Raw genomic sequence first — 22,337 nt, forward strand, 5'->3', positions numbered from 1 at the left:
CCGGGAAAAGGTAAAGGCTGTGACATTGGTTATGCTCTAGCCGCCAACTCCTGCGAGGGAGTCAACAACGTGGATGCATGTACCGTCACAGCCCTTGATGTGAATACTGCTTTCGCAGCCCCCAACCCCGGCTTTCCCCTCGCAGAGACTGCCGGATTTTTCGGGTCGGAGCGTCCGGCAAATTGCTTCACCGAACCAATCACCCAGTCTACTTCGGCCCAGAAGCTGTTTATTTCAACTGAACCTTTCGACCGTCGACGTGGGCAATCCTACATTAAGGACGCGTGTTGTCAATACACAAGAGTTGTGCAAACGAAGATTTTTTTCGACATCACATGTTGAATGTGCAAGCCGCAAAAAATGCGGATGGGAAATGTGCGCACGGAATTTCACCCGCGATATCCACAGCAGTTTCCACAAACTGTCTGAAGTCAAAGGTCGGTGGCCGGGCGGTATCCAACGAATCTCTTGACGCGCAGCGCCGCTTGCCTCATTGTTGCTGAGACGGCATAAAAGCCACCGGGAGTAAATGGCAAACCTCATCGCATACGTTGACGGCGGTTCGCACGGCAGTCCGGGGCCATCGGGCATTGGCGTGGTCATCGAAAAGCCGGATGGCGAGTTGGTCCGCATTGCCAAATGGATCGGACATCAGGACAACAACGTGGCCGAATACGCGGCGCTGCTTGAAGCCCTGCAATTTGCAGTGGAACTGAAAGCAACGGCGCTGCACGTCTATTCCGATTCCGAGTTGGTGGTGAAGCAAATGACCGGCGAGTACGCCTGCCGAAGTCCGCGCCTCTATTCCCTGAACTGGATGTGCCGCAAGCTGGCCCGCTCGATGAATTTCTGCATCGCGTACATTCCCAGGGAACATAACGGCGAAGCCAATCGCCTGGCCAACAGCGCAGCGCGCTGCCGCACGAACCTCAGCGATCCGCTGCCCGCGTAACTTCTCTCTTACAGAAATTTTCAACCCGCCAGGCGCCAAAGGCCAAGCAGGCCGCCGATTTCTTACGGCACGGTCAGCACCGGGCAGGGTGCGCCGGCCATGATGCGATACGCCGTCCGCGCCCGCAAGACTCCGGGCCGGAAGGCGTTCCGGATGCCCAGAGCCACCAGGCTGACCTTTTTTTCTTCAGCGACGCGCAGTACGGTCTCCGCCGTGCTGCCAAACGCAACTTCAAATTCCGGATGAAATTCCGCCAGCGCCGGGCCAAACGTGTTGCTCATCTTCTTAGCGACCGTCTCGCGGAATGACTTTTCGTCGGACGTGGTAGCTTCGCCTTCCGGGACGACGTGCAGCACGGTGACGCTCGAGCCGTACTGCCTGGCCAACAGAGCAATGTACGGCAAGGCTTTCTTGCTGAGTTCGGACAAGTTGGTGGGATAGAGGATGCTCTTGAACGGCGCTTCGGCGTCAAAGGTGGTTCCCGGACCAACGGTCAGGATGGGGCAAGTCGCCACACGGCAGATTTCTTCCAGCACGGAGCCGAGCAACATCTTGCGCAGGCCGGTGCGTCCGCGAGTGCCGGCCACCAGCAGATCAATGTGATTGTTGGCGACGATCTTCAACAATTCATCCTTGAGGTTGCCTTCCCCCAGCACCAGCGCCGGCTTCATCCCTTTGAGCACCGGCAAATCGCGCAGGGCCACCAGTTGCGCCGTGGCGTTCTTGCCCGCGGCTTCATAGAGACGGGGGTCGGACACGCCGGAAGAAAAAGGCGCAGCCGGCTCGATATGGCAGAGATGCAGCGTCGCTGCAAAGGCCCGGGCAACCGCGCTGGCGTGGGGCAGAGCGGTCAACGAAGCTTCAGAGAAATCGGTGGCGAAGAGAATGTTCTTCAGCTTAGGGGAAGTTGGCGCGATCAGGTTGGGTGCAGCCATAATTCACCTCTTTAGCATGCTAGGTCATCATCCTATGTCCGGGGCGTCGCCCAAAACGGTGATATTAATCACATTCGTTCCCCGCCCCAAGGGCCGAGCAGCGAACGTCACACCTTCCATGTGAAGTTCGGGAGCGTGAGCCCGAGGGGCGCGAACTTCGGGGGCGAAAGCTGTGTACGCCAGCCCTCAAATCATATTCCCCTTCCCGCCCAAGCACTTACAAACCGTGAATCCTTTTGCGGGGTGGGCCCGTATACCGGACAGGCACATATATGATGAGCCCGCTGGTGGAGACAATGCTGGGAACTGTGCTGGGCGTGGAGAGCGAAGCAGTACGGCTGCGCGGCGGCGACGTGGATGCCATTGCCACGCTGATGCAGCGCTACCAGCATCGCCTGTACCGCTACATGCTGCGCATGGTCCGCCAGCCCAGCACGGCGGAAGACCTCTTCCAGCAAACCTGGCTGCGGGTGATGGAGCGCTCGCCCAGCTACGATCCGCGGCGGAGTTTTGAAGGATGGCTGTTTGCCATCGCGCACAACCTGGCGATTGACCACCTGCGTCGGCGGCAGCCGGAAAGCCTGGATGAAGAATTGCCATCAGGCGACACGCGCGCTGACCTGACTCCGGGCCCCGCCGCCGACGCGCTGCAGCAGATGCTGGCGGAAGAGCGGTCCGCCCGCGTGGCGGAAGCAGTGGCGGAGTTGCCGGCGGTGGCGAGGGAACTTTTGACGCTGCGCTTTGAAGAAGAAATGAAGCTGGACGAGATCGCAGAAATCCTCGCGCTGCCGCTAGGTACGGTGAAGACCAGACTGCATCGCGCGCTGAGAAGTTTGCAGAAGTCGTTGTGTACGGAGCCTGGAAAGCAGTCCGGGCAGACGAAAACAGGAAATTGAATTGAACGCGAGATTCGAATATGAGTGACATAAACATGGACGCACATACTGAGAACGAACATTCCGCGATCCGCGAGCTGCTTACCCTGGCTGCGGCCGGCGCACTGGACGCCGTCGAGCAACGCCAGGTGGAAGAACATCTGCTCCGGTGCGACGCTTGCCGCGCGGAGTTCCGCGGGCTGGGCCGGCTCGCCAAGAGTTTGCAGGAACAGCCGATGCCGCAGATGCCTCCGGGGCTGATGCAACAAACCCGCCGGCTGCTGGAGTTGCGCGCCCAGGCCCAGCGTTCCCATACACACCAAGCCCGCCGCTGGAACCGCCTTATGTTCGGCGCGCTGGCTCTGCTGGGCTGGACGCTCACGCTGCTGAATTGGCCGCTGTTGCGCATGCTCGACCGCCCGCTGATGCAGACATTCAACGTTTCCTCCACGCAACTCACCGTGTTGTGGACCACATACATTCTGGCCGCTTGGCTGGCGACGGCCCTGGCCGCCGCGGTACTGGGCAAGCGTTTCCGGCAAGAAGAGAGGGCTCTATGAACCGTTTTTCTGATGAAGTTCGCATTATTCCTCCTGTGGCATGGATCATTGCCGTGCTCGTTGAGTTCTGCATGTTTTGCCTCCTGCTGTTCGTGGCCATGCCCAACGATCCCAAGCTGCGCCTGTGGCCGTTCGCCGGGCAAGTTGCATTCGCCTTCTGGCCGGGATTGCTGGTGGGCGCCGTGGTGCTGCTGGTCGGCTACATCAACGCCGACGCGCGCCGCCGCGGCATGCGCTACGTGATGTGGACGTGGCTGGCCCTGCTGATCCCCAACTCCATCGGCATCATTTTGTATTTCGTGATGCGCGATCCGCTGCCGGTTCCCTGCCCCAAGTGCGGCGCAGCGGGACGTCCCGGGTTTGCCTTCTGTCCGCAGTGCGGCGCGGAAATGGCGCGCGCCTGCCCCAGTTGCAAACGCGCCGTGGACGCCTCCTGGAACCGTTGCGCCTATTGCGGCAGCGCGCTGGGACAAGCGGGCCCGACGACGCCACCGATCGTGGGTGCGTGATCGTGGTGCGCGATGGCGTCGGCCACTGACTGTCGGCTCTGTCCAGCCCAGTAAAATGCCGCCTCTTCTAAAACAACGTCATTCCGAGGGCCGGAAGCGAGCACAAGCTTTCTTCATTGTGCGAGCCGGCCCGAGGAACCTTGTGTTTCTTCAATCGAACCGCAAGGTCCCTCACCCCTACTCGGGCGCTGATGACAGCGCGCCCTCGCCCACGGCGTTCGGGATGACGACGCTTATATGGGGAGCTTTCTCAATCCCCAGGCTTGATGCGCCACAGCCCATTGCCCGATCAGCGCGATCTGCGTCATCAGCGGCGAGGTTTTTGGTGCGGCCACTCGCGGCCTCTGTGGTTAACTAATACAGAGAATGCTCCGCTACGTGGTCCTTACCAACCGCAAGCGCGCCATCATCGCCCTGGTGCACACCGTGGCGTTTCTGATCGTCGCCGTGATCACCGGGATGATCACCGTTCATCCCTTACATAAAGGATCGTCCGCCGGCGCGTGGGCGATCGGCGCGATTTACGTTCTGGTCACCACCGCATTGCTGATCCTGACGGCAATTTCCGGAACGGCCCGCGAACGAATCTACTTTGCCTGCTGTACCACCAGCGCCGCCTTCGGACTGGCCCGCCAGATTTTCGGCGACGAGCAGATCCACGTGGCGATTTACGTCCGGGTGATCATGCTGGCCTGCGCGGTGGTGGCGGGCGTGGTGATATTGCGGGGGCATGGGACGCGGCAAATCACTGCTTCGGACTAAAACTCCAGGTGTGGAAACAAGGACAGTTCGCAACCGGACAGCGCATGATTCCACCCTTCGTGGAATCGTTCGGATCTGTGGCAATCAGGAGTTGCGGATCGAAAGGATGGCCGCATTGTTTGCAGTTTCCATTTTCGTCATCTAGGCTGTTTGGACTTAGTGGCGGCATAGAATCCGCTATTCTGACACGATTGCAGGCTCGTGTGCCCACTTAGTACTGAAGATTTTGGTGACGCGCGGCACAATTTGGCGACGCAGCTGGATAGAGCGTGAAGAGGATTCGTATTCAGAAAATAAGCCCAGCGCCGAAGGCGCGAAAGAGCCTAGCCCAGGTGCGTAAGCCCTGGGTCAAGGTAGAAAGATAGAAATTGAGCCCCGTAGGCGGCGACACATCAGCCGCTCCAGTTTCCCTGTTCAGTTTTCAAAGAACGTTTTCTCACCGTCTTTTCCCATCCTGGGTTGGCGACGTCCGTGCGGCTCTTGCCGATGTCTTCCTTCCACCCTCCGTGTTCCTCTGCGTCCTCTGTGGTTGAGTTTTTTCCGATGCCGGCGATCACTCAATGTCCACGGTTTCCCACTCATCCTCAAAATCCACCCGGCCCACGTTGTTCGCCGCCAGTTGCAGGTAGTACCCCAGCAAGCCGCCTTGTTGGCGGTCCAACGTTCCATCCACCACCGCCTGGGCGGCCTTGGCAATGGCAATCTGTATCCCGTTAGCATCGTCCAGCGCCGGTAGTTCCAGCTTCTTCGGACGCGCCTCGTCCATCGCCACGTGCATGTGGCACAGCTTCTTGCCCCGCACTTTCGGCGCACGGCACCGCAACCCGTTCGGCTTGATCCACGTGCACCGCGGAGCATGGTTGGCCCGCTCCAGATTCGCCCGCATCCGCTTGTATATGTTCTGGCTGCCTTCATCAAATTGCATCGCCAGGTCCCGTGCGTGTGGCTTCTTTTCCAGATAGAGCCGGTAGGCGTCATAGGCTTCAGTGAGTTGCCTGAGCAGTTGCCCGGCTTCACTGGCCCGCCATGTTGCGTGTGCTTCCCTCAGGCGACGCTCATCCCGCATCTTCCACACGGCGTTATATTGCTCCTGGCTCCTCGCGCTGCGCCACAATTCGTTCTCTTTCGCCGTCATGCCGCTGTTGCCCACTTCTGGTTCCGATTCTGGTTCCGATTCAGCTTCCGCTATCGGCGCGAGCTCCGTCACCTGCTCCGGCGACTCCGCCTGCCTCGCCCCGCTCAGGTGTTCCGGTATCTCCACCGGTCCAATCCCTGTTTCCATGCGGACGGCCATTTCCGCTCCCGCCGTCGATAAGGCTCCTGCTTCCATTCCCAAACCAGCTTCTATTCCAGTTCCTGCCACTTCTTCCATTGCCATGTTCTGTTCTTCTCTTTCTCCGCCCGGTTTCTGACTGTTTAGCTGCTGTTCAGACGCAATGACCGTTGCGCCTTCCGCTTTTCATCTTCTTGTTTTTCCGATCACCCGACCTGTCCCGGCCTGCCGTGGATCACCCGATCAAGTGCGATCATCCGATGCTGCCCCTTCTATTTGCGCTTGCCATATTCAACTCCCTTCTTGCTGTTCCGATGACCCGATGTCCCGATGTCCCGATGACCCGATCCATTAACTCTCCCATTAATCACCATCCCGTTACCCCAGGCCCCACCCCTCCCATTGCGCGGGCGTTGCAAACAAAAGGTTTATCCGATTCGACCCAACGGTCACCCAGCTGTTTACTCATCAATAAACCTTCCTCCTAACCCCTTCATCCCTTTAGCCTTAGCGTCCTTTGCGACCTTGCGGTGAAATCTGGTTTTCCGACTCTGGCCAATAGCCAAAGGCCAACAGCCAACAGCGTCGTTTTGATCGGAGAAATGGGACGAAAGATAAGAGACCCTAGCACGTTTCGATAGACGAATCAATCACGAACTAGTACATCTTGACAAAACCATTTCATGAACGGGGGTGTTTTTTGTGGCCCTCAGCCTGCGGAAGCCCCGAAACGGGGCGCAAGAACGTTTGAGCAGGAATTCGTTGCGCTTCTGAAAAAACACGGGATTGATTACGATCCAAGGTTTGTTTTTGGTTGAGGTGTCGCACCCTCCGGGGCTCACCTTCTAATCTCACCCTCACCCAGGGCTTACGCACCTGGGCTAGGCTCTTTCGCGCCTTCGGCGCTCGTCAGCCCCCATCCGCGTTCATCCGCGGTAAAATTCCTTTGCGCTCTCTGCGTCCTTTGCGGTGAACTCCTCCCCCATCCAATGTGTTACGCTTTTAATTGACTTTCTGTGCCTAAAATGGGGAGATTCGGAAACCCCGGACGCTCTCGCGCGTACCTCTATATGAGCGCGGGAGCGGCGGTAAGTCGGCGAGGAAATCGGCTGCATCCAATGTGCTAGGCTTGAAACGGAAGACTTTGTCTAACAAGTCAGGATCCATACAAGTCGCCAAGAGTTAGAAGTCAAAAGGGACTAACCATTGATCGGAAAAGTACTCGCCAAGGTTTTTGGCACCCAAAATGAACGTGATCTGAAGCGGATACATCCGCTGGTGGATGAGATCAACGCGCTTGAGCCCGCGATGCAGCAGCTCACGGACGAGCAGCTGCGCGCCAAGACCGACGACTTCCGCGCGCGCATCAAAGCCCGGCTCCAGCATGAGGACGACGAGTTGGCCCGCCTGCAAGGCGAGATGCAGACCGCCCCGGCGCAGCAGCTTCGCGACGAGATGGGCGAGTTCACCAAGCGCCGCCTGGAACTGCGCAACGCCGCGCTGGATGAGGTCCTGCCGGAAGCTTTTGCCGTGGCCCGCGAAGCCGGCCGCCGCGTGCTCAACATGCGCCACTTTGACGTCCAGTTGATTGGCGGCATCATCCTGCACCAGGGCAAGATTTCTGAAATGAAAACCGGTGAAGGCAAAACGCTGGTCGCCACGCTGCCGGTGTATCTGAACGCGCTGGCCGGCGACGGCGTGCACGTGGTCACGGTGAATGACTACCTGGCCAAACGCGACTCAGAATGGATGGGCAAGCTCTACCGTTTTCTGGGGCTGAGCGTGGGCGTGATCGTCCACGAGCTCGACGACGACGAGCGCCGCGAAGCCTACCTGGCTGACGTGACCTACGGCACCAACAATGAATTCGGCTTCGATTACCTGCGCGACAACATGAAGTTTGATCTGGCCGAGTGCTGCCAGCGCGGCCACAATTACGGCATCGTGGACGAAGTGGACTCCATCCTGATTGATGAAGCCCGCACCCCGCTCATCATCTCCGGCGCCAGCGACGAATCCACCGACAAATATGACCGCGCGGACCGCGTGGTCCCGCACCTGGTCAAGGGCGAGGAGATTGAAAAACCGCCGGGCGAGCCCAAGGAATATACCGGCGACTACGTGGTTGACGAGAAGCACAAGACCTGCACCATCACCGACCAGGGCTGGGAAAAAGTCGAAAAGCTGCTGGGCATTGACAACATTGCCGATCCCGACAACTGGCCGATGAAGCACCACGTGGAAACCGCGGTGAAGGCCCACGCCATGTACAAACGCGACGTGGAGTACGTGGTGAAGGAAGGCGAAGTCCTGATTGTGGACGAGTTCACCGGCCGCCTGATGCCCGGACGCCGCTGGTCAGACGGGCTGCACCAGGCCATTGAAGCCAAGGAAAAGGTCAAAATCGAACGCGAGACGCAGACGCTGGCCACCATCACGTTCCAGAATTACTTCCGCATGTACAAGAAGCTGGCGGGCATGACCGGCACGGCGGAAACCGAAGCGGCGGAGTTTGACAAGATTTACAAACTGCAAGTCACGGTGATTCCCACCAACCGCGAGATGCGCCGCGTGGAGTACCCGGACGTTGTTTATCGCACGGAGAAAGAAAAATACTTTGCCGTGGCCGACGAAATCCAGAAGATCGCCGAAGGCGGCCGCCCGATTCTGGTGGGCACCACATCCATCGAAAAATCTGAACGGCTCAGCGATCTGCTGAAGAAGAAGCAGGTCAAGCACGTGGTGCTGAACGCCAAGTTCCACGAGAAAGAAGCCGAGATCGTGGCCCAGGCCGGTCGGCTGAACGCGGTGACCATCGCCACCAACATGGCGGGCCGCGGCACGGACATCCTGCTGGGCGGCAATCCGGAATTCATGGCGCGCCAGGAGATGGTGAAGAAAGGCATCGCCCAGCAATTGAAAGCCGCGGGCGGCGAAGTCGTGCTGGAGCAGGACACCTCGGAAGCCACTGTCTTCTACTACAACGGCGTCGAGTACAAATGCCCGCTGGACAAATGGAACGAGGCGTTCAATAAGTATAAGAAGGATACGGACGCGGACCACGAGAAGGTGGTCGGCGTAGGCGGCCTGCACATTCTGGGCACCGAACGCCACGAGGCCCGCCGCATTGACAACCAGTTGCGCGGACGCGCCGGACGCCAAGGCGACCCCGGTTCGTCGCGCTTCTACCTGTCACTGGAAGACGACCTCATGCGCATCTTCGCGCGCGCATGGGTGTCCGGGCTGCTGCAGCGGCTGGGCATGGAAGAAGGCGTGCCCATTGAGTCGCGGATGATCTCCAAACGCATTGAAGGCGCGCAGAAAGCGGTGGAAGCGCAGAACTTTGAGTCGCGCAAACACGTGCTGGAATATGACGACGTGATGAACAAGCAGCGCGAAGCCGTGTACGGCCTGCGTCGCGAACTGCTTTCCGGCATTGATCAGAAAGAACTGATCTTGGAAGACTACGTGACTGGGATGGTGGCCGAAGCGCTGGACCGCTTTGCCCCGCGCGACGTCCACGTGGAACAGTGGGACCTGGACGGGCTGCGCAAGTACCTGATTGACAACTTTGGCCTGGACTTGGCCAAAGCCGGCGTTGACGCCGACAAGCTGAATCGCCAGGAGCTGGGCGACGCCGTCTTTGAAAAACTGCAGGAACTCTATAACGCCAAAGAAAAACAGATGGGCGCGGACGCCATGCGCTACCACGAGCGCATGATCATGCTCAGCGTGATGGACACCCAGTGGAAAGACCATCTGCTCAACATGGACCACCTAAAGGAAGGCATCGGGCTGCGCGGTTACGCCCAGCGCGATCCCCTGGTGGAGTACAAACGCGAGTCGTTTGACATGTTTGAGAGCATGATGCAGCGCTTCCAGGAAGATACGGTGCGCTACTTGTTCCACATGCAACTGGTGGAGGCCCAGCAGGCGCCAGCCATGGTCGCCGAAAAAAATGACGCCGAAGAAAATGGCGGCGAGCCGCCGGCTCCGTCGCGCAGGCGGGCTTCGACTTCGGTGGACGATTTGGAAGCGCAATTCCAGCGCCGCAAGAAACGCGAACTCGAGCAGGCACGCATGGCGGGATCGAACGGCAGCACCGCGCCGCAACAGGTTGTCCGCGGACAAGCCAAGGTGGGGAGAAACGATCCTTGCCCTTGCGGATCAGGCAAGAAGTACAAGAAATGCCACGGCGCGGAGCAGACAGCGTAAGTAGCAGCTAGCGCCTAGCCGCTAGCTGCTAGCTTTTGGCCATTAGCCATTAGCATTAGCCATTACCACTCAGCGGTTGGCACTTAGCCATTGGCACTTGGCCGTTCACCCTTACTGTCAAGCAGTGCCGGAATGGAATTTGCGGCTTTGGTTAACTTGAAGTCAGATTGGCCCCCAGCGCCGGAGGCGCGGGATGAGTTAGCCCAGGCCGGACCGGGGCCCCCGGCAAGCCCGACTTTGGCTTGCTGGGGTGGTTAAGGCCTGGGTAAGCGTAGAAAAAAAACGAAAGCCCCTTTAGGGGCGACACGTTCTTAGCTTCCAGAAGCTACGGCGGACCGGATGAACAACATCGGTTCGCCGATTTCGTTTTTTGACAACTGAACAGGGGGTGGCACAAAACGGCTGTTGGCCTTTGGCTCTTGGCCCTTGGAAGCTAGAAGAAGGCTTCAAGTGAGCTGCGGCCAAAAGCCAACTGCCAAGAGCCAAATGCCATCTTCACAAAAAGAAAGGAGCGGGCTCGGAACCCGCTCCTTTAGAAACACGCTGGGAAAGTTCTAGTGACCGCCTCCGCCGCCGGGACCGCGTCCGCCGCCACCACCGCGCGGACCGCCACGACCTCCGCGGCCGCCGCGTCCACCACCGCCTCCGCCATGACGGCGTCCACCGCCTCCGCCACCGGGCCGGCCGCCACCACCGCCACGCGGACGATCAGGCCGCGGAACGGCGCCAACGGTTTCCCGGTTGGCGTCTTCACGATTGAAGTTCGGTTCGCCTTCTTCAGCTTCTTCAAAGTTGCCGCCGCCTTCAAAGGTGACGGTTTCTTCTCCGGGTGCGTTGGAAGCTGCGCGCGGGGCCGGAGCCTCGCCACCGTCGCCGGACGGCGCCGGTCCGCCTTCCCCTTCGCCGCCGCCTCCGCCCATCTTGGCGCGCTGTTCGCGCAGGATGGCTTTGCGGCTCAGCTTGATGCGGTTGCCTTCAATGCCCAGGACTTTCACCAGCACCTGGTCGCCTTCTTTGAGCTCGTCTTCCACGCTGCGCACGCGATGTTCCGCAATCTCGCTGATGTGCAGCAGGCCGTCCGTTCCCGGGATGATCTCCACGAAGGCGCCGAACTCGGCGATCCGAACCACTTTGCCCAGATACGTCTTGCCAACTTCCGGCACCGCGGTCAGATCGTTGATCATCTGGATGGCTTTCTGCGCGGAAGGTCCGTCGCTGGAAGCCACGTTGACTTTGCCGGTATCGTCCACGTCAATCTTCACGCCGGTCTGCTCGATGATGCTGCGGATCATCTTGCCGCCGGGTCCGATCAGGTCGCGGATCTTGTCCGTGGGAATCTGCAAGGTGTAAATGCGCGGAGCAAACGCGGAGATATCTTCGCGCCCGCCGCTGATCACGCCTTCCATCTTGTCCAGGATGTACAGCCGCCCGCGCCGCGCCTGCTCCATGGCTTCATGCATGATTTTGGACGTTATGCCCATCACCTTGATGTCCATCTGCAGCGCGGTAATGCCCTTGCGTGTTCCGGCGACTTTGAAGTCCATGTCACCGTAATGGTCTTCCGCTCCGGCAATGTCGGTGAGGATGGCGTAATCGTTGCCTTCCTTTACCAGTCCCATGGCGACTCCGGCCACCGCGGACGACAGCGGCACGCCGGCGTCCATCAGCGAGAGTGACGCTCCGCAGACCGTGGCCATCGAAGACGAGCCGTTGGATTCCAGAATGTCGGAAACCACGCGCATGGCGTAAGGCCACTTGTCGTCACTGGGCATCACGGCCAGAATGGCGCGTTCCGCCAGTGCTCCGTGTCCGACTTCGCGGCGTCCCACGCCGGTCATGCGGCCGACTTCGCCCACGGAAAATGGCGGGAAGTTGTAATGCAGCATGAAGCGCTTGCGGGTTTCGCCTTCAAAACGCTCGATGCGTTGCGCGTCATCGGGCGTGCCCAGCGTGGTGGTCACCAGCGCCTGGGTCTCGCCGCGGGTAAAGACCGCCGAACCGTGCACGCGCGGCAGGACGCCCACTTCAATCCAGATGTCGCGGATCTGGTCAAACTCGCGGGCATCCGGACGGCGCCGCTTGTGCGTCACCTGGTCGCGGAAAATCTTCTCGCGTAGCGCTTCGTAATAATGCGAGAGCTTGTGTTTGGCTTCGTCGTCATCTTCCGGAAGCTCGGCTTTCAGCTTGTCCTTGATCTGTTTGACCAGTTCGTAGCTTTCCAGCTTAGGATGCTTCTTGGTGTCCAGCGCGTCGGTCAGTTCGTCGCCGACTTTGGACTTCAGCTGGTCGAAGTAGGCCTGATCGAACTCCGGCGCTGCGACTTCGCGCTTCTTCTTGCCCGCTTTGCCCGCCAGGTCGCTGATGGCCGCGCAGATCTTCTTGACCTGCTCGTGGCCAAACTCAATGGCTTCCAGCACGCGGTCTTCAGAGATTTCCTTGGCGCCGGACTCCACCATGCAAATGCCTTCCGCCGTGCCCACCACCATGATGTTGAGCAGGCTCTCGGCCATTTCCGCGTAGGTGGGGTTCACCACCATCTGGTCATTCACAATGCCAATGCGCACCGCGCCCACCGGGCCGTGAAACGGAATGTCAGAAAGCGTCAGGGCGCAGGAGGCGGCGTTGATGGCCAGAACGTCAGGATCGTTTTCCGAGTCGGCGGAGAGCACCAGGGAGATCACCTGGGTCTCATTGCGGAAGCCTTCCGGAAAAAGCGGGCGGATGGGGCGGTCAATCTGCCGGCAGGTGAGGACTTCGCGTTCGCTGGGACGGCCTTCACGCTTGATGAAGCCGCCGGGAATGCGTCCGCCGGCGTAGGTGTATTCGCGATAGTCAACAGTCAGGGGGAAGAAGTCTATGCCTTCCCGCGGTTCAGGATTGCAGCACGCCGTGCCAATCACAACGTTGTCGCCGCTGCGGACAATGGCTGAGCCTTGGGCTTGTTTGGCCAGATGTCCAGTTTCCAATAGGAGAGTTTTGCCGCCTGCAAGTTCAACAGTGGCTGTCTGTTTCATGAGTTCCTCTTTTCCAGGAGGACCAGCAGTTCTTTAGAGCGAGAGCAATCTAAGTACGATTCCGAGAGTCGCGTGGCATAGGCACACTGGTCCGTGCGCGTTTCACACACGTGTGCCGTCCGCGGGATTCGTCGGCAAAAAACGTCCGGTCAATCGGTTATTTACGGATTCCAAGTTTCTGGATGACGTCTTTATAGCGTTCGGTATCGTACTTCTTTAGATAGTCCAGCAAACGACGACGCTTGCTGACCATCATGAGCAGACCGCGCCGGGAGGCATGGTCCTTCTTATGGGTCTTGAAGTGCTCGGTCAACTCACCAATCCGCTCGCTCAGGATGGCAATCTGCACTTCCGGGCTACCGGTATCGGACTCGTCCCTGCGGTAACGGTGGATGACGTCGGACTTGCGCTCTCTCGCTAACACTTAAGCTGGTGCACTCCTATCTCTAAATCTTGTCCCTCTAGTAACTTATGCAGAATAACACGGCGGGTGTGAGGCTGGCAAGCTGAGGCGAGTTGGCGGCGTCCGAGCCGCCAGCCGAAATCCTGAGCGCGGCAGCGCGAAAGATCTCTGCATTTGAACTGGGTTTCATGGACCGCAGTCGCCCTTGCCTGCGCAGGTTTCAGGCTTGGAAAACGGCGAATGACGGCTAGCCAGCAAGAATTCTCATTCCGCACCGAAGGCCAGGAATCTGCTTTTCCGATCACAGCGAGGTCGGCGATCGCGCGCGATTCTGGCGATTCTTCCCGCCCTCGCCTGCGCTGAAGCGTGCTAGGGAAACCCCAAACGCCGCCGCTCGCCTCAGCGGTTGACTCGAACAACGTCGCCAGCGCGGGTCCTGAATTCCACGTGATCCGCATCGATCTTTGCGGCTCCGACTGGTGATTCCATGGTTAAAGGCGGCGCTTCGTCATCAAAGAACCAGGACAGGCAAAGCGGACGCTGATGATTGCTCAGGAGAATCGGCGATCGCGGAGCAACCCAGGTTCTACAATCCAGAACCGGCTGCTTCATGGTATCTCTGAATCCGACGAGGTAGGAATGGGACACGCCTCTATCCTTCCGCGTGATGATCATCGCCTGCGTTGACTGATGTACGAAACCCTTCACCGCCCTCCCGTTCACGTTCACTACCGTTGCCGGCCTAAACCAAAACACCGTTGTGTAGCCGTGGAAGACCGTGTATGTCACAACCAAAACTGCAAAAACCAGAAGCAGCAAGCTGAGCCAGAGGAGCGCTTTCATTTCAATTACCTTAGACACCGAAAGTTGCAGTTTTTCCCTGCTTCAGACGACAGTATCCATCCATGCAATCAAATCCCGCGTCACCTCGTCCCGATTTGTCTCATTGAACAGCTCGTGCCGGGCTTCGGAATAGAACTTGTGTGAAAGATTCTTGAGACCCGCCGTCCGATACGCCGCCAGCAGCGGCTCCAGCGCTTTCGTTCCCGCGCTCGCCGGGTCATGCGTGCCTGAGATCACATAGACCGGAAGGTCTTTTGGCGTCCGCGCCATGCTGGCTGCTTTGGCCATCTTGGCCCAGGCGTCCAGCAGGTCAATCCACAGTTGGACGCGCGCGGCAAAGCCGCACAATGGATCCGCGATGTACTTGTCCACTTCAGCCGGGTCGCGGGAGAGCCAGTCGAACTTGGTGCGTGCCGGCTCAAACTTTTTGTTGAAGGCATCAAAGGTGAGTGATTGCACCAGCGAACTGGTTCCCCGCCGGCCCAGACGCAAACGTTCGAGGCGCGTGATGAGCCTCCCGGCCTGGGCGAGCGGCGTAGGCTGGCCGCTGCAACCTGAAAGCACCGCGCCGGCCAGCGCGTCACCGTGTTCGGCGATGAATTGGCGGACCAGCGTGGAGCCCATGGAGTGGCCGATCACCACGATCGGAATTTGCGGATGTTCAGCCGCCATGCGCCGGTTGATTTGCCAGATGTCGTCCAGGCATTTGTGCCAGCCGTCGCGCTCGGCAAACAGCCCCAGGTCCCCTGGAGTTTTCGCCGTCCGGCCGTGCCCGCGCAAATCACCGGCGTAAACCGCGTAGCCTGCGGAAGTCAGCGCCGATGCCAGGCGCGCGTAACGTCCCGCATGTTCCGCCATCCCGTGGACGATCTGCACCACGGCTTTCGGCGCGGACGTCGGCAGCCAGCGATAGACAAAGATCTCCGCGCCGTCAGACGAGGTCAGGATGAAGTTGGACTCCTGCATGGTCATGCGCGAAGCATTCTAAATCTCTGGCAGTGATGGCCGGGATGCCGGTAAGTGAATATCACTGAGAACTCTTGTCTTTGCCGGCAAGTTCCTGCACGCGTTGCCGCGCATAGTCCCTGGCGGAGAACCGGCACTCGCGGTCATCGCTGCTGATCCAGGGGTCCTCGCCAAAAAGGAGGTACTGCTTGAGGATTTCATCTTCGCCGTTTTCCAAGGTGCAGGTGGCAAGAAACTCGTCCACAATGCGCTTGCAGGCGGCCACCGCCGAGGCGCAGTCGGCGAACTCGCCCGCCTTGTAGCGCTCACTTTCATCCATGTAGTGATAATTGTCGTCAACAAACACGGTATAAAGCATGGCCCGCCTCGCCAGCGCAGCATTCTAACCCTTCAATCTCTTCAGGTCCCTTTGCGCCTCTTTTAGTCCCGGCTTCATCTTCAGCGCGGTCTGGATTTCCCGGATGGCCTCATGCTTGCGCCCTTGCTGTTCCAGCGCGAGCCCCAGATGCCAGTGGGCCTCAGCCAGCGTGGGCGCTTCGCCTTCCGGCTCTTGCGTTAGATATTTGCGGAAGTACGTCTCTGCGCGCGCGGGCTCGTGGCCGCTCAGCAGCAGCGTGTTGCCGGCGGCAAAGTGGGGAAAGAGATCGTCTGGCACTTCTTTTTCCGCCTGTGCCAGAATCCGCTCCAGTTCAGGCCACTGATCTCGGGCGGCGTGCACCTGGGCCAGGATTGCGTACGCCCGCACGCGGCCCGGGTCCACGGCGATCGCCTTGTGCGCGTAGTCGGCGGCTTTGTTGTAATCTTGCCTGCGCTCTTTGAGGTACAGCTCAGCCACAGCTACCAGCGCGGGGTACGACCGCGGATCGGCCGCGGCGGCCTGCAGCAGAAAGGCCTCCTGCTGGTCGAAACGTTTCTCCTTGGCGGCGATTTCCGCTTTGGCAAAATTTCCGCGGACGGCGTCAAGCTTGGCAATGCGCGCAGCCAGCTCGTGCGTCTTGCCTTTGTCGCCGCCGACCATGCCCGGCGCCTCCAGGTGGAAGTCCAGCAGCGTTTCCATAGCATCAATGTTGTTGGGATTCGCGGCCAGCGCGCGTTCGCATTCGCTCCTGATCTTCCTGGCCATGCCCGGCTTCTCAAAAACGCCCGCGTGCTCCACCTTCATGCTGTAGGTTTCCGCCAGGTACACGTGCGCGTCCGAGTGCGCCGGCTGAGCGTCCAGCGCTTGTTGCAGCAGCCGGGCAGCTTCCTCGTGGTCTTCGTAGGCCAGGCGCACGCGAGCCAGCAGCACGAGCGAATCCGCGTCCTGAGGATTCTCCGCCACGCGGGCCTCCAAAATCACGCGCGCTCTCTTGAAGTGGCCGGCGCTCACCAGCGCCGCAGGGCCGGTATCGGCGGCGACAGCCGCGCACGTCAGGCCGAGACACACAACCATGAGACACACGCCCGCCATCCGCCAGAAAGGCGAAGCACACAAATAGGACAAAGACATTTTCATTCGATTAAACGGCCCCCGGGCCCCCATCGCTCCAGAAATCACAGCGACCCCAATATGTTTGATGATAGCTCGAATCCAGCAGACTCTTGTCCTCTTGCGCCCGCGCAGGTAAGATTCGGTTAAGCCAAAGACCTACCCCCGAGCGCAGCCCAATATCGCCATGCATGGCTTTTATAGTGGTTTTCTCCAATCCGCAGAGAGGTTCCCTGACCGCGTCGCCACCGAGTTGCAGCGGACGTCAGGCGCGGTGGAGAGCCTCAGTTACGCCGAATTGCGCCGCCAGTCGGAGTCGGCGGGCCGCTGGCTGCGCGAATCCGGCATGTCAGCCGGCGTGCGCTGCGCCATCATGGCCGGCAACGGGCCGCTGTGGGTCTCAGCCTACCTGGGCATCATGTCCGCCGGAGCCGTAGCTGTTCCGCTGGACACGGCGTTCAACGCCCACCAGGTTAACAAGCTGCTGTGGGACTGCGGCGCGTCCGTGATCTTTACTGATTCCAAGAATCTGCCCGTGGTCGAAGAGGCCGTGGACCAGACGCTGGTCCGCGTGGTGATGATTGACGGTTCCGGTGAAGGCCGCTACTCCAACTTGCTGAGCATGTTCGCCGCCGGCCCCGGAGACTTCACTCCCGCCACCATCCAGGAAAGCGACCTGGCGGTGATCTTGTACACCTCCGGCACCACCTCTGATCCCAAAGGCGTAATGCTCACTCACGGCAACCTGCTGGCGGAAGCCAAGTCCGTGTTCAGCACCATTGCGGTGAGCGAAAAAGACGCCATTCTGGGCGTGCTGCCGCTCTTCCACGCGCTGGCGCAGATGGCCAACCTGCTGCTTCCTTATGCTGTGGGCGCGCGCGTGGTGTATCTGGAAGAGCTGAACACCACGGACTTGCTGCGCGCGTTGAGCGAACGCAACATCACGCTCTTTGCCTGTGTCCCCCAATTCTTCTACCTGATCCACGAGCGCGTGATGCAGGAAGTCAAAAAACGCCCGTGGGCCTCGCGGATGGCCTTCCGCGCGCTCATGAACATCTCCGCCGCGGGACGGGTCACCGGCCTGAACGCGATTGGCATCAACCTGGGGAGACTGTTCTTCGGCAAAGTCCACCGGCTGCTGGGCCCGAAGATGCGGTACTTCGTCACTGGCGGCTCGGCGTTTGACGCCGCGGTAGGCCGCGATCTGGAAAAACTCGGCTTCACCGTGCTGCAGGCCTACGGCCTCACCGAGTGCAGCGGCGCCGCCACCGTCACCCGGCCCAAAGGCGGCGTGATGGGCTCGGTCGGACCGCCGCTCCAGTTCGTGCAAGTCAAGGTCGTTGACCCGCAGCCCGTGGAAGGTCTGCCCCATCCCGTGGGCGAGGTCATCATCGGCGGCGACATCGTGATGAAGGGTTACTACAACCGTGCCGACGCAACCAACGAAACCATCCGCGACGGCTGGCTCTACTCCGGCGACCTGGGCTACCTGGACCGGCGCGGCACCCTCTTTATTACCGGACGGAAGAAGGAAATCATCGTCCTCAGCTCGGGCAAGAACATCTATCCCGAGGAGTTGGAGAACCATTACCTGCATTCTCCTTTTATCAAGGAGATCTGCGTGATGGGGCTGGTGAGCCGGCCGGGCGAGCCGTTTTCCGAGCGCCTGCACGCGGTGATTGTGCCTGACTTTGACGTGCTGCGCGAGCGAAAGATCGTCAACTCGCATGAGGTCATCCGCTTTGACGTGGAGAATCTTTCCGCCGAATTGCCCAGCACCAAACGCATCCTGAGTTTTGATCTGTGGCTTGATCCGCTGCCTCGCACCAGCACGCGCAAGCTCAAGCGTTTTGAAATCCTGCGTCGCGTGATGGCCGGTGAGCGTGGCGGCGCGGAGAGCGCCTCTGCTGTAGAAGAGCCCACAGCGGAAGAAGCCATGTGGCTGTCGCAGCCGGACGTGCAAAAGGCCTTGGCTGTGATCAAAGATGCCAGCAAGGCCAAGAAGCCCGTGCTGCCTTCGTCCAACCTGGAGCTTGATCTGGGCTTTGACTCCATGGAGCGCGTGGAACTCATCGTCGCGCTGGAACGCGAGCTTGACGCCAAGGCCGACGACAAAGTCATCTCTGAGGTTTACACCGTCCGCGAAATGGTGGACGCCATTCTTCAGGCCCGTGGCGGCGCTGCCGGCACGCGAACCGGCCTTCCCGGATGGGACGCCATCCTGGCCTCTGACCCCGATGACCCGGCCGTTTTGAAGTCCCTGCACAACAACGTGCTGCTCACGCTGTGGTGGTTCTTGCTGGGCAAATGCGTGGCTGTGCTCATGCGCGTCTTCTTCAATCTGCGCGTCAGCGGCAAAGATAAACTGCCCAAGTCCGGGCCGTTTATCCTGTCACCCAACCACCAGAGTTTTCTTGATGGGCCCGTAGTCGCCAGCCAGATTCCCTGGCGGCTCTTCAAGAACATGTTTTACGTTGGGACCAGTGAAATCTTTGGCCGGGGCATCCTGAAGTTTGTGGCCCGGATGTTCAAGCTCGTCCCCGTGGACCCCGACTCCAACCTGGTCAACGCCATGCGCGCCGGCGCCATCGGACTCCGTCGCGGCAACAACCTGGTTCTTTATCCTGAAGGCGAGCGCTCCATTGACGGCACGCCGAAGAAGTTCAAGAAAGGCGCCGCCATCCTGGCTGCGCACCTGAAAGTGCCCATCTATCCGGTAGCGTTGGAAGGCTTCTACGACGCTTGGCCGCGCAGCAAGCGGCTTCCCCGCCTGTCAAAGCTGCGCGTGCAGTTTGGCGACCCCATCCAGCCGCCCGACGCGGTGAAGAATCCCGAAGAAACCTACAAGCAGATCACAGGACAACTCCGCGAAAGCGTCGTGCATATGTGGGAGGGCTTGCGCGATCAATCAGGAGAACACGCGCAGGCGACGGGGGATTGAAAAAAGCAGCTAGCGACTAGCAGCTGGCAAATAGCAAAAACCGATTCCTTGGTGCGCTCGGAATGACAAGACCGAAATAAGAGCGTGTGTGCCAAAGACTAGTTGACACTTTGCCTTGGCTAGCTGCTAGCTGCCAATTGCTAGTTGCTTATTCTTCCGCCACCGTCAGCTTTGATTCCACTTCTTTCACGCCGGGGGTTTCGCGGACCATTTGCATGGCGCGTTCACGGTCGCGCGTGTTGCGCACCATTCCTTCCAGCGTGACTGCTCCTTCTCGGACACGCAGCGTGATGCCCTTCAGTCCGGCGTCTTCCAGCCGCTGCTGCACCCGTCCCAGAACTGCCGTGTCATTTTCCGCCGGGGGATCGAGCGCAATCTCATTGCGGACGCTGTTTACGTGGGCGATGTCGCGGACCTTGCGCACCAGAAACTTGCGCGTGCTCGCCAGCTCAACGCTGCCCGTCAACGTTACTACGCTGTCGCCGACCTCGGCTTTTACGTTCTTGTAGTCGCTCTTGCCCGCCAGCAACCGGCCAACAGCGGTGCGAATCCCTTCGTCATAGCGTCCGCCGCGGTGAGTGCGCTGTACCGGCGAGAACGTCGGAAGCGTAAGCAACAAGAACAACGTCAAGGCAATGCCCCGAACAGCAGACATGTTTCCTCCCCTTGCCGCAAGACGAAACGGGTGACACGCAGCCTATGCCGTGTATCACCCGCTTTCATGTTAACAAGGACTTGCCGCTGTCGCTTGGTTAGCGACGGCCGCGAATCAGCCATCCCACCAGCACGCCAACTCCGATACCGGCGACCGCCGCAGCGGTGACGGACGTAAGCGGACGGGCCTTGATCCCCCGGCGGGCATCTTCAGCGGCCTCTTCCGCCGCAACCTGCGTCCGGCGGACGCCTTTGGCCACCGACTTGTAAGCTTCATCCACATTTTTCTTGATGATGGCGGGAATTTCTTTGGTTTTTTCTACTGCTTCTGCGATTTCGTCCTTTACCTGCTGACCGACGTAAGCCACGTTGTCCAGTTTCATGGGGAACTCCCTTTTGAAAAAAAATCGATTTTTAACTGCCGCTTAACTTAGATGCCCAAGGACGGTGCTGCGGTGCCATAAAAGTGTCTCGACACGCGTCCCTGCATCTTGGCAGTCTATATATTGGCGGACCTGGACTGAACTTAAGAAGACTGGGCGTCAACCAGGCTCCGCATCTGGGCGATATACCTTTTGCTGTCAAACTTCCTGGAAGTGCTGTTGAACGCCATGTAACGCACCATGCCGAACACCGGACGGTCAAACCACGGTCGGTCATGTTTGCCCACAATCGCCCAGGCGATGCCCGCGTAGCCATTGGGATCGCGGCCATCCAGTTCGTATTTGTCATTCAGATAGACGGCGGTCTTGAACGCCTGCGCCGGTGTCTTGCTCCATTCCAGAATCTTCTTGGCCCAGTACATGCGCAGGTAGTTGTGCATCCAGCCAGTCACGGTCATCTGCTGCTGCGCGGCGTTCCACAAGGGATCGTGGGTTCGCGCGTATTCGAGCTGGCGTTGCGTGTAAATCGTGCGGCCATCGCCCGCGTGGGCGGCCAGACTCTTGTGCGCCCAGGGTGGTCCGCTCTCAAAGTTGTCGTAATCAGGATTGAAGCGCACAAAGTTCACCGCCAGCTCGCGCCGGACGATCATCTGTTCCAGAAACGCGGCCTTGGCGGCCTTGGGCGCGGCCGCTTTCTGGACAGCCAGCGCCACGGTGTGCGGCCCAATGTGTCCAAAATGCAGGTAAGGCGACAGATGGCTGGTGGAATCAAGCTCCGGCTTGTTGCGATCAGCAACGTATCCGGCAAGCTGGTTTTTGACGAAATGCTTCACGCGCTTCAGCGCTTCGTCGGTTCCCCCGACAAAGTAACTGCTCGGCGGCACGGAACGGTCCAGCGGCCAGCCTTCTGTAATATCCACGTCCGCCTGCAGCGACTGCAAGTCTTCTGGCGCCTTCCACTTCACTTTTGCTTTCGTATTCCCCACCGGGCGCAGAAACTCCGGCAACAAACGACGGATCACCGGACGCGCGGTGTAGGCCGCGTACTGCTCTTTCATCAGCAGCTTGCTGGGGACGATCACGTCGGCGTCCACGGTCCAGAACGGCACGCGCAGGCGCTGCATCACTCGGGCGCGCCAGCTTTCAGGCTCGCGCATGGGGTTCTCATCGCCGACGACCAGCACCGGAAGAACTTCATCGCAAAACTTGAGCAGATGGTGATCAGGAAATCGCCGCAACACAAATCCGATGCCGCGCTGCGCCAGCCGCTTGGCGATCGCCGGGATCCCTTGGTTCAGAAAATGGTAGTGGCGCAGATTGGCGTGCGGATAGAACGGCACGGGCGCGAAGAACACGACGCAGGGCTGGCCCAGCAGGTTGGCGGCGCGCACCGCCACCTCCAGCGCGGGATTATCCAGCGCGCGCTGCGAGCGCTGCATCCAGTACACAACGCATTTGCCGTTAGGATCAGGCGCGCCGGCGCGGCGGACGGTCACGCGCGGATCGGCGGCGAGTTTTTTGAGTCCGTTCATCTTCTGCTTTCGTTGTAACACATGGCCAATTGTCATCGCGCCCCGTTCGCGT

At 59.7% G+C, this 22,337-nt stretch carries 19 protein-coding genes; 7 read left to right on the forward strand and 12 right to left on the reverse strand.

Annotated elements, in window-relative coordinates; translation table 11 throughout:
• Positions 1 to 529: 529 nt before the first annotated feature.
• A complete protein-coding gene (locus tag LAO20_16135) occupies positions 530 to 952 on the forward strand; it encodes a ribonuclease HI family protein (protein MBZ5532959.1) in 423 nt (140 codons plus the stop codon).
• A 62-nt stretch (positions 953 to 1,014) separates the two neighbouring features.
• On the opposite strand, the gene LAO20_16140 is transcribed toward LAO20_16135, so the two are convergent.
• Positions 1,015 to 1,887: a universal stress protein gene (locus tag LAO20_16140; protein ID MBZ5532960.1), complete on the reverse strand. Its 873-nt coding sequence runs from the start codon at positions 1,885 to 1,887 to the stop codon at positions 1,015 to 1,017.
• 272 nt (positions 1,888 to 2,159) lie between these two features.
• On the opposite strand from LAO20_16140, the gene LAO20_16145 reads away from it, so the two are divergent.
• The 4 genes from LAO20_16145 (at position 2,160) to LAO20_16160 (ending at position 4,593) form a co-directional block, all read left to right on the forward strand.
• Positions 2,160 to 2,783, forward strand: a complete 624-nt coding sequence (locus tag LAO20_16145) for a sigma-70 family RNA polymerase sigma factor (GenBank protein ID MBZ5532961.1) — start codon at positions 2,160 to 2,162, stop codon at positions 2,781 to 2,783.
• A 35-nt stretch (positions 2,784 to 2,818) separates the two neighbouring features.
• On the forward strand, positions 2,819 to 3,322 hold the full coding sequence (locus LAO20_16150; GenBank protein MBZ5532962.1) for a zf-HC2 domain-containing protein: 504 nt from the start codon (positions 2,819 to 2,821) through the stop codon (positions 3,320 to 3,322).
• On the forward strand, positions 3,319 to 3,831 hold the full coding sequence (locus LAO20_16155) for a zinc ribbon domain-containing protein (protein MBZ5532963.1): 513 nt from the start codon (positions 3,319 to 3,321) through the stop codon (positions 3,829 to 3,831). Before LAO20_16150 ends, LAO20_16155 begins: the two co-directional genes overlap by 4 nt.
• A 366-nt stretch (positions 3,832 to 4,197) precedes the next feature.
• Positions 4,198 to 4,593, forward strand: coding sequence for a hypothetical protein (locus LAO20_16160; GenBank protein ID MBZ5532964.1), 396 nt, complete (start codon positions 4,198 to 4,200; stop codon positions 4,591 to 4,593).
• A 392-nt stretch (positions 4,594 to 4,985) separates the two neighbouring features.
• Here LAO20_16160 and LAO20_16165 read toward each other — a convergent pair whose 3' ends face one another.
• Entirely contained in the window at positions 4,986 to 5,150 is a 165-nt protein-coding gene (locus LAO20_16165; GenBank protein ID MBZ5532965.1) for a hypothetical protein, read from the reverse strand.
• Entirely contained in the window at positions 5,147 to 5,971 is an 825-nt protein-coding gene (locus tag LAO20_16170; GenBank protein MBZ5532966.1) for a hypothetical protein, read from the reverse strand. The genes LAO20_16165 and LAO20_16170 overlap by 4 nt, the downstream gene beginning before the upstream one ends.
• Before the next feature lie 1,101 nt (positions 5,972 to 7,072).
• Here LAO20_16170 and secA point away from each other — a divergent pair.
• Positions 7,073 to 10,081 carry a preprotein translocase subunit SecA gene (secA, locus tag LAO20_16175; protein ID MBZ5532967.1) on the forward strand — a complete coding sequence of 1,003 codons (3,009 nt, stop codon included), beginning with the start codon at positions 7,073 to 7,075 and terminating at the stop codon, positions 10,079 to 10,081.
• A gap of 554 nt (positions 10,082 to 10,635) precedes the next feature.
• Here the strand turns inward: secA and pnp are convergent.
• The 6 genes from pnp to LAO20_16205 form a co-directional block, all read right to left on the reverse strand.
• Positions 10,636 to 13,095, reverse strand: a complete 2,460-nt coding sequence (gene pnp / locus LAO20_16180) for a polyribonucleotide nucleotidyltransferase (protein MBZ5532968.1) — start codon at positions 13,093 to 13,095, stop codon at positions 10,636 to 10,638.
• A 157-nt stretch (positions 13,096 to 13,252) separates the two neighbouring features.
• The gene (gene rpsO, locus LAO20_16185; GenBank protein ID MBZ5532969.1) at positions 13,253 to 13,519 is read right to left on the reverse strand and encodes a 30S ribosomal protein S15; all 267 of its coding nucleotides are present in this window, start codon (positions 13,517 to 13,519) and stop codon (positions 13,253 to 13,255) included.
• A gap of 378 nt (positions 13,520 to 13,897) precedes the next feature.
• Positions 13,898 to 14,341: a hypothetical protein gene (locus LAO20_16190; protein MBZ5532970.1), complete on the reverse strand. Its 444-nt coding sequence runs from the start codon at positions 14,339 to 14,341 to the stop codon at positions 13,898 to 13,900.
• A gap of 42 nt (positions 14,342 to 14,383) precedes the next feature.
• A complete protein-coding gene (locus LAO20_16195; protein ID MBZ5532971.1) occupies positions 14,384 to 15,307 on the reverse strand; it encodes an alpha/beta hydrolase in 924 nt (307 codons plus the stop codon).
• A gap of 61 nt (positions 15,308 to 15,368) precedes the next feature.
• Positions 15,369 to 15,665: a hypothetical protein gene (locus LAO20_16200; protein MBZ5532972.1), complete on the reverse strand. Its 297-nt coding sequence runs from the start codon at positions 15,663 to 15,665 to the stop codon at positions 15,369 to 15,371.
• Between the two features lie 24 nt (positions 15,666 to 15,689).
• Positions 15,690 to 16,739: a tetratricopeptide repeat protein gene (locus LAO20_16205; GenBank protein MBZ5532973.1), complete on the reverse strand. Its 1,050-nt coding sequence runs from the start codon at positions 16,737 to 16,739 to the stop codon at positions 15,690 to 15,692.
• A 223-nt stretch (positions 16,740 to 16,962) separates the two neighbouring features.
• On the opposite strand from LAO20_16205, the gene LAO20_16210 reads away from it, so the two are divergent.
• The gene (locus tag LAO20_16210; protein ID MBZ5532974.1) at positions 16,963 to 19,716 is read left to right on the forward strand and encodes an AMP-binding protein; all 2,754 of its coding nucleotides are present in this window, start codon (positions 16,963 to 16,965) and stop codon (positions 19,714 to 19,716) included.
• A gap of 148 nt (positions 19,717 to 19,864) precedes the next feature.
• Here LAO20_16210 and LAO20_16215 read toward each other — a convergent pair whose 3' ends face one another.
• From LAO20_16215 to LAO20_16225, 3 genes are all read right to left on the reverse strand, one after another.
• On the reverse strand, positions 19,865 to 20,371 hold the full coding sequence (locus tag LAO20_16215) for a BON domain-containing protein (GenBank protein MBZ5532975.1): 507 nt from the start codon (positions 20,369 to 20,371) through the stop codon (positions 19,865 to 19,867).
• A 97-nt stretch (positions 20,372 to 20,468) separates the two neighbouring features.
• Positions 20,469 to 20,753 carry a hypothetical protein gene (locus LAO20_16220; GenBank protein ID MBZ5532976.1) on the reverse strand — a complete coding sequence of 95 codons (285 nt, stop codon included), beginning with the start codon at positions 20,751 to 20,753 and terminating at the stop codon, positions 20,469 to 20,471.
• Between the two features lie 143 nt (positions 20,754 to 20,896).
• Complete coding sequence (locus LAO20_16225) at positions 20,897 to 22,321, reverse strand: deoxyribodipyrimidine photo-lyase (protein ID MBZ5532977.1); 1,425 nt, start codon at positions 22,319 to 22,321, stop codon at positions 20,897 to 20,899.
• Between the last annotated feature and the right edge of the window lie 16 nt (positions 22,322 to 22,337).

This window comes from Terriglobia bacterium, from assembly GCA_020072815.1.
GTDB lineage: Bacteria > Acidobacteriota > Terriglobia > Terriglobales > Acidobacteriaceae > Angelobacter.

Bases quoted from the DNA above. Each gene is read 5' to 3' on its own strand.
- LAO20_16135 (MBZ5532959.1), top strand. From the start codon at position 530: ATGGCAAACCTCATCGCATACGTTGACGGCGGTTCGCACGGCAGTCCG.
- LAO20_16140 (MBZ5532960.1), bottom strand. From the start codon at position 1,887: ATGGCTGCACCCAACCTGATCGCGCCAACTTCCCCTAAGCTGAAGAAC.
- LAO20_16145 (MBZ5532961.1), top strand. From the start codon at position 2,160: ATGATGAGCCCGCTGGTGGAGACAATGCTGGGAACTGTGCTGGGCGTG.
- LAO20_16150 (MBZ5532962.1), top strand. From the start codon at position 2,819: ATGGACGCACATACTGAGAACGAACATTCCGCGATCCGCGAGCTGCTT.
- LAO20_16155 (MBZ5532963.1), top strand. From the start codon at position 3,319: ATGAACCGTTTTTCTGATGAAGTTCGCATTATTCCTCCTGTGGCATGG.
- LAO20_16160 (MBZ5532964.1), top strand. From the start codon at position 4,198: ATGCTCCGCTACGTGGTCCTTACCAACCGCAAGCGCGCCATCATCGCC.
- LAO20_16170 (MBZ5532966.1), bottom strand. From the start codon at position 5,971: ATGGCAATGGAAGAAGTGGCAGGAACTGGAATAGAAGCTGGTTTGGGA.
- pnp (MBZ5532968.1), bottom strand. From the start codon at position 13,095: ATGAAACAGACAGCCACTGTTGAACTTGCAGGCGGCAAAACTCTCCTA.
- LAO20_16190 (MBZ5532970.1), bottom strand. From the start codon at position 14,341: ATGAAAGCGCTCCTCTGGCTCAGCTTGCTGCTTCTGGTTTTTGCAGTT.
- LAO20_16195 (MBZ5532971.1), bottom strand. From the start codon at position 15,307: ATGCAGGAGTCCAACTTCATCCTGACCTCGTCTGACGGCGCGGAGATC.
- LAO20_16200 (MBZ5532972.1), bottom strand. From the start codon at position 15,665: ATGCTTTATACCGTGTTTGTTGACGACAATTATCACTACATGGATGAA.
- LAO20_16205 (MBZ5532973.1), bottom strand. From the start codon at position 16,739: ATGGTTGTGTGTCTCGGCCTGACGTGCGCGGCTGTCGCCGCCGATACC.
- LAO20_16210 (MBZ5532974.1), top strand. From the start codon at position 16,963: ATGCATGGCTTTTATAGTGGTTTTCTCCAATCCGCAGAGAGGTTCCCT.
- LAO20_16215 (MBZ5532975.1), bottom strand. From the start codon at position 20,371: ATGTCTGCTGTTCGGGGCATTGCCTTGACGTTGTTCTTGTTGCTTACG.
- LAO20_16220 (MBZ5532976.1), bottom strand. From the start codon at position 20,753: ATGAAACTGGACAACGTGGCTTACGTCGGTCAGCAGGTAAAGGACGAA.
- LAO20_16225 (MBZ5532977.1), bottom strand. From the start codon at position 22,321: ATGACAATTGGCCATGTGTTACAACGAAAGCAGAAGATGAACGGACTC.